Consider the following 17,615-nt stretch of genomic DNA (forward strand, 5'->3'; position numbering starts at 1 on the left):
CATATCTTGTTCGGCAAAACAAATAACTCACCTACTTTTTCGCCATTATGCATTTCTCTTTTAAAAATTATGACACCGAGAAGTTTTACGATGAAATGTTTTCGTCGGACGGCAAGATTCGCCCCGGCTGTGAGGCATTTAAACAACGCGTAGAACAACTGACGCAAACCGAATTGATGAATCGCCAGCATACCGCCGAAAGGGCGCTGATGTCAATGGGGATCACGTTCAATGTTTATTCTGAAGGAGAAGGAACCGAACGTATTATGCCGCTTGACATTATCCCGAGGGTAGTAGCAGGCGAGGACTGGAATCGACTGGAAAAAGGACTTATTCAGCGGATTACGGCCCTGAATATGTTTATTGATGATATTTACAACGACCAGAAAATTCTGGATGATGGAGTGGTGCCGAGAGATTTGATTGAAACCTCAAAATGTTATCTCGAAGCCTGCAAGGGGTTAAAACCCCCGAAAGGAATTTGGTGTCATATCACAGGTACAGATTTGATTCGGGGCGACGACGGAACATTCATGGTTTTGGAAGATAACCTCCGTTGCCCGTCGGGCGTGTCTTATATGCTGGAAAATAGAGAGTTGTCAAAGCAGATTTTTCCCGAGGTCTTGGCCCGCACGGGTGTACGGCCAGTATCTGATTATCCAGCGCGTTTGTTTGAAATGCTTAAATTTATTGCCGACCGTCCCGATCCAAACATTGTGGTACTGACGCCTGGGATTTATAATTCTGCTTACTTTGAACACTCTTATTTGGCGCAGCAAATGGGCGTTGAACTCGTTGATGCCCGCGATTTGGTGGTTTCGGGAGGATACGTAAAAATGCGGACAACCCGTGGGTTTGAGATTGTGGATGTAATCTACCGTCGTTTGGATGATACGTTTTTGGACCCGCAGGCGTTTAATCCGCATTCGCTCATTGGGATTCCAGGAATATTTGATGTGTACAAAAAAGGCCGCGTAGCCCTTGCCAATGCGCCTGGAACGGGCGTAGCTGACGATAAAGTGATTTATGCGTACGTGCCGCGCATTATTAAGTATTATCTGGATCAAGAGGCCATGATTCCCAACGTTCAAACGTACATTTGTCGCGAAGCCGATGACCTGAAATACGTACTTGAAAACGTAGAAAATCTGGTTATTAAAGAAGCCAACGAAGCAGGAGGCTACGGAATGTTGATTGGGCCGAAAGCGACCAAAGAAGAACACGAATTGTTCCGTCAGAAAATCAAAGACAACCCCCGTAACTACATTGCCCAGCCCGTGATTTCGCTCTCACGCGTGCCTTGTATCGTGGACGACCACGCCGAAGGTCGCCACGTAGATTTGCGCCCTTATATTCTTTACGGTGACGGTATCAACGTCATTCCGGGCGGACTCACGCGCGTTGCTTTGCGCAAAGGTTCGTTGGTCGTAAACTCATCTCAAGGGGGGGGCGGAAAAGATACTTGGGTAACGTACTGATAATTAATATTTTATAGTAATTTTGCTTTTTCTTTTTGTAGGCCTCTTTTCATAAGGGGCTTATTTTTTTCAAAAATAATTGATAAAAAACTTGACATACTAATTAGTATGTTTACCTTTGTGGCACAATGACAGATACACGCACCGAAATATTGCACAAAAACTACGAAGCCATTCACCGAAATGGCTTTCAGGGAGTTCGTGCCGATAAAGTGGTGGCTGAAATGGGTATTACAAAGGGGGCGTTGTATCATTACTTCCCCAATAAGTTTGATTTAGGGTACGCTATTTTAGACGAGTTGCTGGGGCCTCACTACCTAAAAATCTGGCAATCGTTTGAACGTGCCGAGAAAAATTTTGGCGTTGTTTTATTGGAGGTACTAGAGTCATATCGAGATTTTGCCAAAACTGATGAAGAAATCAAGCTTGGTTGCCCACTTACCAATCTTACGCAGGAAATGCCGCCTTTGGATGAAGGGTTTCGCAAAAGATTGCACCGAATTACCCACCAAATGCAGTTACAGATTGAGACAGGCCTAAAAAATGCCCAATTGGCAGGAGAATTTAAGCTTGATTTTAACCCAACTCAGACCGCTTTTTTCTACTTATCGGCGATTGAAGGAGGTTTTAGCGTGGCCAAAGCCATGCAAAGTCGGGCCGCTTTTGAAATGGTTATTGCTCAATTAAAACAATTTTCCGAAGGACTTAAAGCCTGATTTTTTTTGCACATGTACATACCAACTAGTATGTATGTATAATAAAAAACAAATTTAAATTAATTAAAACCAAAGAAACATGTACGTTATTACGGGAGCCACTGGACACACCGGGCACATCATTGTCGAAGAGCTGATTGCAGCAGGAAAAAAAGTAAAAGCCGTTGTTCGCAACGCTACGAAGGGGGGCCCATTGGCCGAAAAAGGAGCCCAATTGGCCGTCGGTGATTTAGAAGATTCCGCATTTCTGAAAGAAACATTCAAAGGTGCCGAAGCCGTTTATTTGATGGTTCCGCCCAAGTGGAACATTACCGATTGGCGGGCGTATCAGCGTGAAATCATTCAGAATTTTGTGGACGCATTGCAGGGGTCGGGCGTAAAATACGCCGTGGTCTTGAGTTCAATGGGGGCACACATGCCGACGGGTGCCGGGCCAGTGAGTGGATTGTATGATTTAGAACAGGCACTCAAAACTGTAGCAGGGTTGAACGTGCTCAATTTGCGCCCAGGTTATTTTATGGAGAATTTTTTAGGCAACATCGGCTTAATCAAGGCCGCAGGGATTCAGGGGTATGCGCTCAACGCGGACTTAAAGGTTCCGTTGGTGCATACGCACGACATTGCAGAAGTGGCCGTTAAGCATTTTTTAACGCTTGATTTTGAAGGTCATTCACATGTTTTTGTGGCGGGAGCGGCCGATTATACCATGACGGAAGCAACCGCTATTTTGAGTGATGCTGTTGGAAAGCCTTTTCACTATGTACAGTTTTCGCCCGAAGATGCCCGGGCGGGGATGATTGGCGCGGGCCTTCCCGAAACCATCGCCGACGGTTACAACGAGCTTTTTGCGGGCTTAAATTCGGGAGAGTATCTCAATGGTTACGAGCGTGATGCGTCCAATACCACACCGACAACGTTTGAAGATTTTGCTAAAAAAGAATTTGCCGTGGCATTTAATGCGGTAAGCTAAGACTTTAAGGGCGGTTGTTGAGTCCTTCACAATCGCCCTTATCCTCATTTATGATTAGGGTTTTTATTGATAATTTTAGAATTGATGGGAAGTGTTGCCTTGGTAGGCGTTTGAGGGCTAATGGCCCTTTTTTGATTTTAAATAACTTTACCATACAAAATCATAACAACCGACGTTGTATATCTTTCCTATAAAAATCAATACTATGAAACAATTCTTAACCCTTACTCTTGCGTTGGCGGGAGCAATTTCTGTACAAGCACAACAAGGAACGATTGAATACAGAATGACCATGTCGGGGCAAGGGCAAAGTAATGTATCGACCAGCAAAATGCAATTTGCGAGCGGAAAAGTGCGGATGGAAACCAGTCTCAATATGCCGGGAATATCGCACAAGCAAGTGATGCTGATGTTGCCCAATAAGCCCAATACCATGATTATGCTGAATGAAGGGGCTAAAACTTACACAGAAGTAAATACCAATTCGGCCCCCAAAGACCCCAACGCCGCTAAAGTGACGGTAAAAGTGGTAGGAAAAGAAAAGCTTCAAAACCTCAATTGCACACACATCGTGGTGACCATGAGCAACCGCCCCATGGATATGTGGACCACCAAAGATATTGCTGGCTATGAAAGCATGATGGGTTATTGGAAATCAAGCATGAGCGGCGGCAATGACCAAATGTACGGCGAACTGAAAAAAGCGGGTGCTGAAGGTTTTGTGGTCAAAACGCAAATGAAAAATAAAGAAGGGGGGATGACGATGGAGTTGGTAAAATACGATACTAAGCCCGTGTCGGCCGCTCTGTTCAGCATTCCCGCGGACTATAAAAAAGGGACGTCCATTGATCCAAACAAAATCCAGAATATGACGCCTGCCGAGCGTAAAAAAATCATGGAAGAAATGATAAAAAAACACGGCAATAAGCAATAATGATTAATACTTGCCAAGACTCCGCGTCTCCATTTCGAGTCTTGGCAAGTATTGTATAAGCCTTTATTTGTTTCCGATATCGTATTTGTCGTTGTATTTTTTGTACTGGCGTTTGTGGCGGTCGTCGAGGTCGGTCTTACGACCCCTGATGAAAGCGTGTTCAATGCCGTTGGATCGCATATCCAAAATGTCGCCTTTGCAGACCACGAGCGTGGCCAGCTTCCCTTTTTCCAACGTCCCTACCTGTTTGTCAATGCCCAGTATTTTGGCGGGGGTAGACGTAATCATTTTTAACGCTTCTTCGCGGTCGAGGTTCCCAAATCCCGCGGCGGTTCCAGCTACAAAAGGTAAGTTGCGCGTACGCCAATAGGCTTCGCCATAACTTAACGCAACCGTGACGCCCGCTTTTTGCAGCAACGAAGGCAGTTGATAGGGCTGATACACGGGTTCATCCTGACGGTTGGGGAGGCGGTGGGTTTCTCCCAAGACCACGGGAATATTGTTTTCTTTCAGAAAATCTACCACCCGCAACGCATCTTCTGCTCCTACAATGACTGGTTTCTGAACCCCGTGCGATTTGGCAAATTTGACAGCTTCGATAATGTCTTTACTGTTGTCGGCGCGGATGTACAAGTTTTGATTGCCACTAAATAGCCCCCGCAACGCTTCCAATTTGAGATTGGTAATGCTTGGATTTTTGATTTGGCTGTACGCGCGGGCATCCGAAAACAATTGCGCAAGATTATTGATTACCTCCTGACGGCGGCTGTTTCGTTGGAGGCTTACCGAAAAATCCTCGAAGTTGAACTCACGGGCAAAAAATGGCGGCCACGTCAGCCACAAGCCATCGTCTTTTTTCAGAACAGCATCTTCCCAGTTCCATCCGTCGAGTTCCATCACCGACGATGAGCCCGAAATCGTACCACCTTGTGGAGTCGCTTGGGTAAGCAATAATCCATTGTTGCGTAAGGTCGGAATAACTTCAGAATCAGTGTTATACGCAACCAATGCCCGAACGTTGGGATTGAGCCCCCCGATTTCCTGGTTGTCGGTAGTGGCCCGAACCGAACTGATTTCGACCAAGCCCGTTGTGGCGCCCATGGCAATGAGGCCCGGATAAAGGTGTTTGCCAGTTACGTCAATGATTTCGGTGGCGTTGCGGTCAAAAGTCGTACTCGCATCGCCTACGGCGGTAAGGATTCCTTTGTCAAAGACCACCGTTCCTTTGTCAATCACGGTTCCGTTGCCTACATGAACCGTGCCACCCACCAGTGCAATAGGCTTGGTTTGGGGCTTGGCAGGGGCGGGGTTTTGTGCCGATACGGGCTGAAATAAGAGGCCAGAAATAAGAAGTAAGAAATAACAAATAGGCCCTAAGAAATAAGATGCCTGAGCTAAATATAACTTATGGACTTTTATGGGATAGTTAGAAGGTCTTCCAGTTCTCATGTAATTTCGAAAGTTTAGCACCGAGATATTCAGTATCGGTAGTTAGTTCTTTGTATGATTCTTGACTAATATACAGACAATCTAAAGCGAATAATAACCAACATTTAGTCTCTTCAAGTGAGCCGAAGGAGTCGATTAAATGTCTTTTGAATGTATTTTCAAATCTTCGCTTTCCCCAACCTTCTGCAATATTTGCAGCAACGGAGCGAGAGGAACGTCGTATTTGATCGGTTAAGGAGTATTTTTCTTCAGAAGGAAATTTTGTACTGAGCCAAAAAATTTTCATGGCTAATTGATGAGCCAAAGTATAAACTTGTAAATCTCGGAAAGTTTGGATGGGTGTTTTATTATCCATGATGTATAAAATTCTTGGCTCCTACTTCTTGTTTCTTTTTTCCTATTTCTTTTCCTCCTCGCTTTGCTCTTCGCCCTCTGCCATTACGCCCTCTACATCTTCGCAATGCCACATACGCTGACGGCGGAAAGGCGGACGGATGGCGGTAGCGCCGCCCGTTTTGGCCGAAATCATTTTCTGTACCAAACGAGCGCGTTCTTTTTCTACTTCGTCGCGTCGTTTGTCATCACCTTCGGTGGAGTAGTAAATCGCCCCTTCCACAATGGTATAGTCCGGACGGGCGTAGATAGAAAGCGGGTGGTTGTTCCACAATACCAAATCGGCATCTTTGCCCGTCTTGATGCTGCCCGTACGCTTATCTAAGTGCATGATTTTGGCGGGATTTATGGTCACCATTTTAAGGGCTTCGGTTTCGGCGATGCCGCCGTACTCTACCGCTTTGGCGGCTTCCTGATTGAGGCGGCGGGCCATTTCGGCGTCGTCGGAGTTGATGCTGGTCAATACGCCCACTTTAGTCAAAATGGCGGCATTGTACGGAATCGCGTCTTTTACTTCCATTTTATACGCCCACCAGTCGGCGAAGGATGAACCTGCGGCCCCGTGTTTTTTCATTTTATCGGCTACTTTATAACCTTCCAAAATGTGTGTAAACGTGTTGATTTTGAAGCCTAAAGAATCAGCCACTTTCAGAAGCATATTGATTTCGGATTGTACATACGAGTGACAAGTAATGAAGCGCTTAGCGTTGAGAATTTCAACCAACGCGTCCAGTTCAATATCACGGCGAGGCACGGGCATTCCAATTTTGGTCTTCATAGAATTGTACGAATCCCAGGCGCGCTCATACTCGCGGGCGCGGGTGAAATGATCCATAAAAACCTGCTCAACGCCCATGCGTGTTTGCGGATAACGGCTCGTTGGATTACCGCTGTTGGCCTGTTTTACGTTTTCACCCAAGGCAAATTTAATAAACTGCGCTTCGGGCAGGAGCATATCCGAAACATTGCCACCCCATTTCAACTTCACCACGGCCGATTGCCCACCGATGGAATTTGCGGAGCCGTGCAACAACTGCGACATGGTGACGCCGCCCGCCAATTGACGATAAATATTAATATCGTCGGGGTTGATAACATCGCTCATGCGTACTTCGGCGGAACTGGATTGACCACCCTCATTGATGGAGAAAAGCGCGATGTGTGAGTGCTCGTCGATGATACCAGGCGTTAGGTGTTTGCCTGTGCCGTCAATCACGCGGGCGTTGGCGGCAGAGAGGTTTTTGCCAATGCGGGCAATTTTGCCGTTTTCCACCAATACATCACTGTTGGGCAATATCCCTGCGTCGTCGCTGGTCCAAACGGTGGCATTTTTAATCAACAACGTTTCTGATTTTGGTTTCTCACTATTTCCAAATCCAACAAATGGAAACAACGGTTTCCCTACATTCGGAGCAGGTTTGCGGGTCGAGTCGCGGCGTGCTTCGGTCAATTTTATGGGCTCCAGCAAGGTAGCCTCCCACTTGGTAGGCGTGCCTTTGGCGGTTTCGCCGCTTCCTTTAAATCCCGTACCTTCCCGGTAACCCGTCAGGCGGGTGGTTGCATTGGGAGCTTTTCGGTCGGGTTGAAAATTGAGCGAAATCAGATCGTTGAGGTAAGTTACTTTCGGCGTAATTTTTACGGTGTCGCTCAGTACAATTTGATATTCAGGCTTCTCGGGTTTTCCACTGATGATTAATTTCCCTTTTTCAGCCTCCATGCTTAAGTTGTACGTTCCCCGAATATCGGCTTGGTTGAGGTTATTGATGATGTATTTTTTGCCCCTAATCCAGTTTTCGTAGATGACATTATCGGCGTTGAACAAATTGCCCGAAGTAATGATAAAATTGGCCCAAGCACCTGTTTTGAGACTTCCTACTTTATCGTCGCATTTGAGGAGCTGGGCAGGAGCCGTCGTGAGCGCTTCCAGTGCTTTGGTTTCCGACAAACCGTATTCAATGGCTTTGCGCAGGTTGGTCCAAAATTCCGTTTTTGTTTTTAGCAATGCCGAGGTCAGTACAAAACTAACGCCCGCTTTCTCCAAGGCCGCCGCGTTGGCGGGAGCCATTTCCCAGTGTTTCATTTCGGCAAGGCTCACGTTGTCGGCATCCCAAACATCTTCTACATCGAAGGCCGCTGGAAAGTTGAGCGGAACAATGAGTGAACCGTCAGCTGCTTTTATTTCGTCAATGCGCTGGTATTCATCGCCATTACCGCGAAAAATATATTGCGTTTTGAATTCGTCACCCAGTTTATCGGCCCGGAGCAAGCTCCATTTATCGGTTGCTTCAAATACAGTCGGCAATCCACTCAGGGCATTAAAAGCATCAAGTGAGATGTTGTATTCAACATTTTTACCCGCGTTTTTATACCATTCGGCATCGTAATAAGTTTGGCGCAACAACGCCATCGCACCCATGGGTGAGTTGGGGTATTGTTGGCCAGAAGAGCCTTTGCTGAACGATAAATGGGCCGAAACGGGACTACGAACAATGACGCTGTTTTCGCTATCGGTAGCCAAGGTTACGAGCGCACCGCTACCGCGTACGATGCCGTCGTGGTGGTGAGTGAGCACCGTGGCAAAGCCCAACTTACGCATTTCATCGGCTTTGGCGTTGTTAACGGTAAATAATTTCCCTGCTTCCGTTTCAGGATTAAGGGCTTGATTCCACCCGTAAGCGCCTTTTTTGTTGGATTCAATTTGCTGTGGAGTGCCGCGTCCGCCACCTTGGGTGCGTTTGACTTCGGGCATTCCGTAGTCCGATTCCATGTCAATCAGGGCGGGATAGATGCGCTTGCCTTTGAGGTCGGTTACGACGGTTCCGTTGGGAATTTGTAGGTCTTTGCCCACGCCAACGATGACGCCATTTTTGATGAGTAGAGTGCCATTTTCGAGTACGTTGCGCGCATCAATGTAAATGGTGGCGTTGGTGAAAGCGTACAATTCGGGGCGCTCGTCATAAACGCCATTGCGGGGGAAAGTGGGCGTTTGGGCCCAGATGCACGAACATACCGATAGCGTGATGAGAAGGGTAATCAGTTTTTTCATGAAGTAATACGGATTTTAGATTAGGTTACGGTTTCCAAAGCTACTTTGGAAAAATGTTGAAAAAAAGGAAGGCGTAAAAAAGTGCAGTTATTTACTGAAAAGATGATGCAATGTTTTGGATAATGTACTGGCTCGGCGCTTTCATTGTAAAATAAAAGCCATTGTTTTTCCTACAACGGTACTTCGGTAGAGTACTTCACATCGTGCAATACCACTACACTGCTGTGGACTTTTACCATCGGAATTTCGGCAAATGTTTTCAGGAAACTGTCGTATTCTTTGATGTCTCTGACGAGGACTTTCAGTTGATAATCAACCATTCCTGCCAGATGATAACATTCCATTACCTGCGGCATCTGACGGACAATTTTCTCAAATGTTTCGATGTTTTCGGGGGTATAAACGGGCATTGAAACGTTGCAAAATACTACTTGTCCGCGGCCTACTTTCTCGGGGTTGACCAATGCCACATAATTATTGATGTAGCCCTCTTTTTCCAAGCGTTTGATACGTTCAAAAACGGGAGAGGTAGTCAGGTGAAGAGCTTCGGCCAATTCTTTGATGGTCAACTTGGCGTTTTGCTGCAACAACGCCAAAATACGGAGGTCAGTTTCGTCAAGCATAATTTGCTTTTATGATGGGTTATTTGATTTTATTTAAAGCAAAATATGCTTATTTTTTGTAAAATACTATTTTTTGTAACTAATAAATTCCTTGTTTAAAGAATAAAAAACTACTTTCGCCTACACTTCATCAACATTTAAGAATCAAATCGGCAGGCTGATTTACGCTTTGCCAACTCCTTCCTGAATCTTATATCGAAATTTTCAACCCCAACTTTATGGCAATCAAACGATTCTTTTCGGTACTCTGTGTGCTGTTGAGCATTCAGCATTCTTACGCTCAATACAGCTCTTCAAAATTGAAAACGTTGGATTCGGCATTGACGATTTTGCACCAACGGGCATCGTTCAGTGGGGCGGTTTTGGTGGCAGAAAATGGAAAAATAGTGTACCAAAAAGCGTTGGGCATTGCCAATCTGGCAACGCAGGTGCCGCTCAAAACGACATCATCCTTCAATTTGGCCTCGATTTCGAAGCAATTTATGGCGATGATGGTCATGATGTTGAAAGAGCAAGGGAAACTACAGTTTGACGATAAAGTGCAGAAACATTTGCCCGATTTTCCCTACGAAAAAATAAACATTCGTCACCTGCTCACTCATACGAGCGGTTTGCCCGAATATTTTGAGCTGGCCCAGAAACACAACAATACGCTCGATACACTGACCAACGAAAAACTGCTTCAGCTGTTGAAAACCCATCAACCCTACGTAGAATTTGGGGTAGGAGAAAAATGGGAGTACAACAATACAGGCTATGTGATTCTGGCTTCGGTAATTGAAAAAGCGGCGGGTATGCCCATTGAAGATTTTTTTAAACAACAGATTACGAGGACGTTGGGTATGAATGATACCTATATTTATTGCCTGCGTATGAAACAATCACCCATCAATCGAGTAATGGGTTATCAGCGAAAAAACGGACGGAATGTACCCAATGATTTAATCCGTTTGGACGGGGTCGTTGGCGATGGCAATGTATATTCGTCGGTTGAAGATTTATTAAAGTGGGAGCAGGCGTTGTATACCCAAAAATTGGTCAGCACCGCTACGTGGCAGGAGGCCATCACGCCCGTTAAACTCAACAACGGCCAAACGCATCCTTATGGTTTTGCATGGTTTATTGAAAATGACGGGAAGGTTATGTCACACACCGGAAGTTGGGTCGGATTTTTCAATGAGATTATCCGAAACGTTGAAAAAAAACAAACGATTATTGTCCTTTCCAATTCTACCGATGCGACGGTAAGGAAAGTGGTAAAAGACGTTTTGGCGGGTAATGCGCCAATGTTGCCCAAAACTGAACTGATTTCGAACATCAAACTCATTGATGGCACAGGCTCTACCAGTCAGCAAACGGCTGTACGTTTGAGAAACGACAGGATATGGGAAATCGGTGATTTAACGCCCTTCCCCAACGAAGCGGTAACCGATGGGAAAGGAATGACGCTGGCGCCTGGTTTTATTGACAGTCACAGCCACCATTTTGGCGGGTTGGAAGAACATCCCGACGCTATTGCGGCACTTAATCAGGGAGTTACGACGATTGTGACTGGCCAAGACGGTGGCAGTACACCGATGGATACCCTCCAAAGTTTTTTCAAAAAACGGCCCGTGGCTATCAACGTCGCTACCTACACAGGACATTCTACATTGCGGGCCAAAGCGATGGGAGCCAAGAGTTTATACCGAACCGCCAAGCCACAAGAGGTAGAAAAGATGAAGATTTTGCTGCGCGACGAAATGAAAAAAGGCTCGCTGGGATTGGCGACGGGGTTAGAATATGAGTCGGCTTTTTTTTCTAATCGGGACGAAGTATTGGAATTGGCCAAAGTGGCGGCGGAGTCTGGTGGACGATATATGAGCCATATTCGAAGCGAGGACATTAATCTCGATGAAGCCGTTGATGAAATCATTGAAATCGGTAAACAAACCAAAATGCCAGTTCAGATTTCGCACATCAAAATTGCCAAACGTGACCAATGGGGAAACGCGTCAGCACTGTTGGGCAAGCTCCAAAAAGCCCGCGCCCAAGGCGTAAATATCACGGCCGATTGTTACCCGTACGATTTTTGGAACTCCACGTTGCGGGTGCTTTTCCCCAACCGAGATTATACAAATAGTGCAAGTGCTGAGTTTGCCGTAACGCAACTATGTGACCCCGAAAAATCGGTGGTGGTGCGGTTTGCGCCCAATAAAGATTACGCTGGCAAAACCCTCTCTCAAATTGCCGCGCTTCGCCAAGAAAAACCCTCACAAACTTTGATGGCTTTGATTGGACAAGCGGCAGAGTTTGAGCAGAAAAATCCAGAGCATGAGGGTGGAATTGAGGCAATTATGGGAAAGTCGATGGATGGGCCTGATATAACGAATTTTCTGAGTTGGTCGCATACAAATATCTGTTCCGATGGCGCATGGCGTGGGCATCCCCGTGGGCATGGGGCTTTTACGCGGGTGTTGGGAACGTACGTACGCGACCAAAAAATCATGCCTTTAGAAACCGCCATTCATAAAATGACGGGGCTAACGGCGGAGCATCTAGGAATTACTGACCGTGGAATTGTACAATCGGGATACTATGCCGATTTGGTGCTGTTGAACCCCGAGACCGTGAAAGACAACGCCAATATTCAAAACCCTACGGCGCTTTCGTCGGGGATTGAAAAAGTGTGGGTCAACGGCCAACTCGTTTATGAGTCGCAGAAAACTACGGGTAAATTCCCCGGGGTATTTATCAAAAGAAAATAGTAATCAACAAAGCCTAAACGCCCTTGTTTGAGGTTATAAAAAAAGGTACACACCATGAACAAAGCCATTATTTTAACCAACGGCCTGCTTACTACCAACGATGCCAAAACGGCCCACGGCTTGATTCGAGGCACCGAGCGTTACGAAATCGTTGGGGTAATAGACCCACCCACGGCTGGTCGCGACGCAGGCGATGTGCTAGACGGAAAGGCCAGAAATATCCCCATTTTCGATTCACTTTTGAGCGCACTTGTTCAGCTGAAACAGGTTGATTATCTGATTGTTGGAGTGGCAACGGTGGGCGGCATTTTGCCCGAAAATATGTTGAATATTATAAAAGAAGCTATCCAACAGCAGATTTCCATCGTCAATGGACTCCACGAATACTTGACTGAAAAACCTGAACTTGTGGCGCTTGCGGCGCAACATCAAGTGCAGTTGATTGACGTTCGTAAACCCAAATCCCGCCAAGATTTACACTTCTGGACGGGAGAGATTTACGACGTAACGGCCCCGATTATTGCCGTCATCGGCATGGATTGTGCTCTCGGAAAACGTACCACGGCACGGATGGTTCGTCAAATGTGCGTAGGCCAAGGCATAAACGCCCAGATGATTTATACGGGGCAAACGGGTTGGTTGCAAGGTGGTAAATACGGCTTTATTTTTGACTCGACCCTCAACGATTTTGTATCGGGCGAGGTCGAACACGCGATTGTTTCGTGTTGGAAAGAAACCCATGCCGACCTGATTTTGGTGGAAGGACAATCGTCGTTGCGCAATCCTAGTGGGCCGTGCGGGTTGGAGTTTTTGATTTCTGGAAATGCCAAACACGTTATTTTGGTTCATGCGCCCAAACGGAAATATTTTGACAATGAGCCCCATTGGGGCAGGATTCCGAGTGTGGAATCAGAAGTGGAAATCATTGAAAAATTTGGGGCAAAAGTAATTGCCTTGGCGTTGAATACGGAAGACTGCTCAGCCCAGGAAGCGCTTGATTACCAGAAACATTACGAGCAACAACTGCAAATTCCTGTGCTGATACCGTTGGAAGAAGGGGTGGAGAAGTTAATGCCAACTTTGAAAGAATTGACGCGCTTGAGCGTGGCGCGTTGATGACACAAACAAGGCTGATTAAGACGTCTTTAGGCCGTTAACCTTTGGGTTTTTACATGAAAATAAAATTGATTCGAGCTTATCTCAAAAATCTGGCGTTGAGCAAGCCTTACAGCATTGCGGGGTATACGTTTTCGGATGTAGAAAATGTGTTTTTAGAAGTAGAGCTAGAAAACGGCCTGGTGGGCAAGGGGGCAGCAAGCCCCGCAGAAGAGGTAGTGGGAGAAACCTGCAAACAGACTTTTAAAAACTGTCAATCTGCCTTTTTTGAAAACCTCGTAGGACGAGACATTCGGCATTTTCGGCAATTAATTGACGAAGTAAAACGCCATTTTCCGCAGTTGCCCGGCACGCAGGCCGCCCTTGATATTGCCCTACATGATGCCTTTGGGCAGTTTTTAGGAATTCCAGTGGTGGATTTTTACGGCCAAAAAATAATGCAACTTCCTACATCCGTGACCGTCGGAATCATGTCGGTGGAGGATACGCTTAAAGAGGCCGCGGAGTACGTCAGACTGGGCTTCAAAGTGCTGAAAGTAAAAACGGGCGAGAACGTTGAGCAAGATATTGAGCGGGTTTTGAAATTGAACGAACGTTTTCAAAATAAACTCAAAATCAGAGTCGATGCCAATCAAGGTTACGCATTGGTTGATTTGCAAAAATTTTTGAAGGTTACACAATACGTTGATTTAGAGTTGATTGAGCAGCCTTTGTTGGTTGGAAAAGAGCAAGAGTTGCTGGTTTTGAAAGAGGAAGAAAGGCGGATTTTAACGGCCGACGAGTCTCTCAAAGATGCGCATTATGCGTTGCAATTAGCGCAGGAACCACAGCCTTTTGGTAGTTTCAACATCAAACTGATGAAATGCGGTGGAATCATAAGTGCGTTGGAAATTGCTAACATTGCCCAACACGCGGGTATAGACCTTTTTTGGGGTTGCAATGACGAAAGTATTGTGAGTATTACGGCGGCACTCCACGCGGCATTTGCCTGTTCCAACACCCGTTACCTTGATTTGGATGGTAGTTTTGACTTGGCTGAAGATGTGGTAAGTGGTGGGTTTATCTTAGAAAATGGATGTATGAAATTGACCAGAAAGGCAGGGTTGGGACTTAGTTAAAAAGCCGATAAGGGTCAAGTTGAAGGAAAGAAAGTAGAAAATGATTGTTTTTTCCTAACTTCGTCTTGGTCAAATATTACTTTTTAACAGCATCCAAAAATCAGTGCGGTATGACTAGGCGTGTTCCATTGTTTTTTTTTAGCCTTCTTTTTTCTTATTTTTCGTTTGCTCAGAAAATTAACAAAGATTTTATTGACGGAGAAATATACCTAAAAGTTACTAATAAGCCCGTCGGAACTTTGACGGCTACGGTCAATTTCGAGAGAGAGCTTCCATTTTTAAAAGATTTTGCTGCCGAATTTGTCCTGACAAAAATGAACCGTGCATTCTTCACCAAGAGTTCTGAAAAACTTCAAAAAATATACCGCCTTACGGTAAAAAAACCAGACAAAATAGATGCCCTGATTGATTTGCTCAAGCAAAATCCCGAGGTTGAATACGTTGAGAAAGTGCCTTTTCGAACAATCATTGCTACACCCAATGACTCGATTGTGGGGGCACAGTGGTCTTTAACCAAAATCAAAGCATTTGAAGCTTGGGATGTAAATGCTGGAGATACAAACATTGTGGTGGCGGTGGTAGACAATGCCATTCAAACAAACCACGTTGACTTACAGGCCAATATGCTCCCTGGGCGTGACTTGTCGGATAACGACAATAACCCCAATCCTCCCAATACCAGCTTTAGCCACGGTACACACGTGGCGGGAATCCTCAGCGCCGTGAGCAATAACACGGTAGGAATCGCGTCGGCTTCCAACAACCGAATCAAGATTTTGCCCGTAAAAGCCACACCTGACGGCGGAAGCCCGCTGGGAATCTACAACGGATTTGAAGGCATCACTTGGGCAGCCGATAATGGGGCCCAAATCATCAGCCTCTCATGGGGCGGGGCAGGGTATTCGCAGGCTGAGCAGGAAGTGATTGACTATGTGCATTCTAAAGGAATTGTGATTGTGGCGGCGGCGGGAAACAACAACAATGATGTGGAAAGTTATCCAGCGGCGTATACCCATGTGATTTCGGTAGCCAGCCTTGATGCCGACGATAAGCGAAGCTCGTTTTCTACGTATGGTTCTTGGGTGGATATTTCGGCACCGGGGCGCGGTATTTTAAGTACAGTGCCCACTGATGGATACGCCTCTTTTAATGGGACGTCGATGGCTACTCCGTTGGTGGCGAGTGTATTAGGTTATATTTGGTCGTGCTCCCCTACGTTGACTCCTGCGGAGCTTGAAAGTATTTTAGTCAACACCGCTGATAACATCGACGCCGCCAATCCTACCCAAATTGGGCTTTTAGGGGCGGGTAGAATCAACTTGTTGAAAGCGATTTCTTGCTCCACACAGGGGATATTTTCGGCAACGATTACGGCCAATGGCTCAACTTATCTTTGTGAGGGGGAATCGGTTACGTTGTCGGCCAATACGGGTCCGGGCCTAAGTTATAAATGGCGGGTGAATGGAGAAGAAACCACGAATATCGCTGATTCATTGGTGGTTAGTTCCGCCAATGACTACCAAGTGATAATTTCAAAACAGCAATGCGTTATCAATTCTAGTACGGTTGAGGTAAGAAACAATACGCTCACTACGGCCGCACCGAGTGTAACCAACAAAGAGGTCTCGTATTGTACGCCTTTAACCATCGGAAACGGATTGTTGGCCAATGCTGCTGACTGCAACTACTCAGGCCCTACGACTTTTACGTATAACGGACCGACCGTGGGTTATGACGGATTTAGTAAAAATGGCGACGATCCAAGCGTAAATGCCGCGGGCTTGGGCGGATTAATCACTTCGGCAAAAGTGTCGATTACGTGGGAGAAAAAAGACCAAGGCGACGAAAACACCTGCGATGCAGCTGATGGGGGAGGTAAGCCCTTCAACGAAGAAGTCTCTTTTAAACTTAAATCTCCATCCGGAACGGTCATTACGTTGATTGCAGCAAACACTTATGCGCCTGGAACAACTACTTCGGGAATTGTAACGACGGTTTTTGAAGAGGGGGCAAGCTCGATACTTCCAAACTCTCTTCCAGTGTCGGGTACATTTGCTCCCACTCAATCATTGTCGGCTTTTATCAATGAAGAACCCAATGGCGCATGGACACTTTTGGCCGAAGACAATGGCTATATTGACCCCTTGTGTGTCAAAAATTTTTCAGTCACCCTTACCACCAACAGCCCAACGCTGGCACCGACCGTTACTTGGTGGGATTCCGCCACGGGAGGGTCGCTTTTAGGTTCGGGAGCGGAGTATTTAGCCTTGACCACGACCGTGGGAGCACAAACCTTTTATGTGCAATCCAAATGCGAAGGGCTTTGTCCAAGCCCCAGAACGCCCGTTACTGTGACAGTGATGCCCATACCTCAGGTCTACGTATTTCCGATTTCAATGAACTTAGCCAACGATAGTACGTTCAATAATTTTCTAAAAAATCAACCACTTCAGGTGGCCAAAGACACTAATAATCAGTATATAATAGTTGATTCAACCATGGTAGGAGGTGTGGTGATTGGCAATACGCCGCCGTTGACAAGCCCCGTCACGCTTTGTTCGACAAAAACGTACCTGCTGTTGGCCATCGGCTGTCCAACGAATAAAATATCGTGGTCGAACGGTAAAAAGAGTCAAGCGCTTCTCGTCACGCCATCCACGCCGATGAATTATTCGGCCACCTGCACAGATTCACTAGCTACCTGCGCGCCCATTACGTCCAATACCGTCGCTTTTGTATCACCGCTGACGAATGTGTTGATTACGGACAAAATCTACGCCAATTCGGTGCAGACTTTTACGGGAATGACCATTACGGCCTCTAACGAAATAGAAACTCCCGCTCAAATTCAATACCGAGCCAACAATGCCATTCTTTTAAACCCAGGTTTTAGCGCAAGCGGAAACAGTGTTTTTACGGCGCAAACTGGAATAGGTTGTGATAATTGAAGCCTGAATGGAGGCTTTTAGGGTAGGATGGGGATAATGATAAAATAAAAACTGAACAAAGTAGTTTTGAGGCAGGT

At 46.1% G+C, this 17,615-nt stretch carries 12 protein-coding genes; 8 read left to right on the plus strand and 4 right to left on the minus strand.

Translation table 11 applies throughout. The annotated features are described in order from the left end of the window. Window positions 1-47: 47 nt before the first annotated feature. The 4 genes from GVN20_RS20160 to GVN20_RS20175 all read left to right on the plus strand — a co-directional run bounded on the left by GVN20_RS20160 (window position 48) and on the right by GVN20_RS20175 (window position 4,098). Entirely contained in the window at window positions 48-1,478 is a 1,431-nt protein-coding gene (locus GVN20_RS20160) for a circularly permuted type 2 ATP-grasp protein (protein ID WP_166560073.1), read from the plus strand. A gap of 128 nt (window positions 1,479-1,606) precedes the next feature. Further along, window positions 1,607-2,194, plus strand: a complete 588-nt coding sequence (locus GVN20_RS20165; protein WP_166560074.1) for a TetR/AcrR family transcriptional regulator — start codon at window positions 1,607-1,609, stop codon at window positions 2,192-2,194. A gap of 79 nt (window positions 2,195-2,273) precedes the next feature. After that, on the plus strand, window positions 2,274-3,164 hold the full coding sequence (locus GVN20_RS20170) for an NmrA family NAD(P)-binding protein (protein ID WP_166560075.1): 891 nt from the start codon (window positions 2,274-2,276) through the stop codon (window positions 3,162-3,164). A 205-nt stretch (window positions 3,165-3,369) separates the two neighbouring features. Beyond that, on the plus strand, window positions 3,370-4,098 hold the full coding sequence (locus tag GVN20_RS20175; RefSeq protein WP_166560076.1) for a DUF4412 domain-containing protein: 729 nt from the start codon (window positions 3,370-3,372) through the stop codon (window positions 4,096-4,098). A 63-nt stretch (window positions 4,099-4,161) separates the two neighbouring features. On the opposite strand, the gene GVN20_RS20180 is transcribed toward GVN20_RS20175, so the two are convergent. The 4 genes from GVN20_RS20180 to GVN20_RS20195 form a co-directional block, all read right to left on the minus strand. Next, window positions 4,162-5,547: an amidohydrolase family protein gene (locus GVN20_RS20180; RefSeq protein ID WP_206023328.1), complete on the minus strand. Its 1,386-nt coding sequence runs from the start codon at window positions 5,545-5,547 to the stop codon at window positions 4,162-4,164. Next, on the minus strand, window positions 5,525-5,902 hold the full coding sequence (locus GVN20_RS20185; RefSeq protein WP_166560077.1) for a four helix bundle protein: 378 nt from the start codon (window positions 5,900-5,902) through the stop codon (window positions 5,525-5,527). Before GVN20_RS20185 ends, GVN20_RS20180 begins: the two co-directional genes overlap by 23 nt. Before the next feature lie 42 nt (window positions 5,903-5,944). Beyond that, window positions 5,945-8,986 (minus strand): amidohydrolase family protein, encoded by a 3,042-nt coding sequence (locus GVN20_RS20190; RefSeq protein ID WP_166560078.1) that lies wholly within the window; start codon window positions 8,984-8,986, stop codon window positions 5,945-5,947. Between the two features lie 170 nt (window positions 8,987-9,156). Next, on the minus strand, window positions 9,157-9,609 hold the full coding sequence (locus GVN20_RS20195) for an Lrp/AsnC family transcriptional regulator (RefSeq protein ID WP_166560079.1): 453 nt from the start codon (window positions 9,607-9,609) through the stop codon (window positions 9,157-9,159). A gap of 218 nt (window positions 9,610-9,827) precedes the next feature. Here GVN20_RS20195 and GVN20_RS20200 point away from each other — a divergent pair, with 218 nt between their 5' ends. The 4 genes from GVN20_RS20200 (at window position 9,828) to GVN20_RS20215 (ending at window position 17,538) form a co-directional block, all read left to right on the plus strand. Then, the gene (locus tag GVN20_RS20200; protein WP_166560080.1) at window positions 9,828-12,356 is read left to right on the plus strand and encodes a serine hydrolase; all 2,529 of its coding nucleotides are present in this window, start codon (window positions 9,828-9,830) and stop codon (window positions 12,354-12,356) included. Between the two features lie 54 nt (window positions 12,357-12,410). Further along, the gene (locus GVN20_RS20205; protein WP_166560081.1) at window positions 12,411-13,472 is read left to right on the plus strand and encodes a DUF1611 domain-containing protein; all 1,062 of its coding nucleotides are present in this window, start codon (window positions 12,411-12,413) and stop codon (window positions 13,470-13,472) included. 56 nt (window positions 13,473-13,528) lie between these two features. Beyond that, the gene (locus GVN20_RS20210) at window positions 13,529-14,590 is read left to right on the plus strand and encodes a mandelate racemase/muconate lactonizing enzyme family protein (RefSeq protein ID WP_166560082.1); all 1,062 of its coding nucleotides are present in this window, start codon (window positions 13,529-13,531) and stop codon (window positions 14,588-14,590) included. A gap of 110 nt (window positions 14,591-14,700) precedes the next feature. Further along, window positions 14,701-17,538, plus strand: coding sequence for a S8 family serine peptidase (locus GVN20_RS20215; protein WP_166560083.1), 2,838 nt, complete (start codon window positions 14,701-14,703; stop codon window positions 17,536-17,538). Window positions 17,539-17,615: the final 77 nt, after the last annotated feature.

Origin of the sequence: Runella sp. CRIBMP (assembly GCF_009905605.1) — a bacterium.
Lineage (GTDB): Bacteria > Bacteroidota > Bacteroidia > Cytophagales > Spirosomataceae > Runella.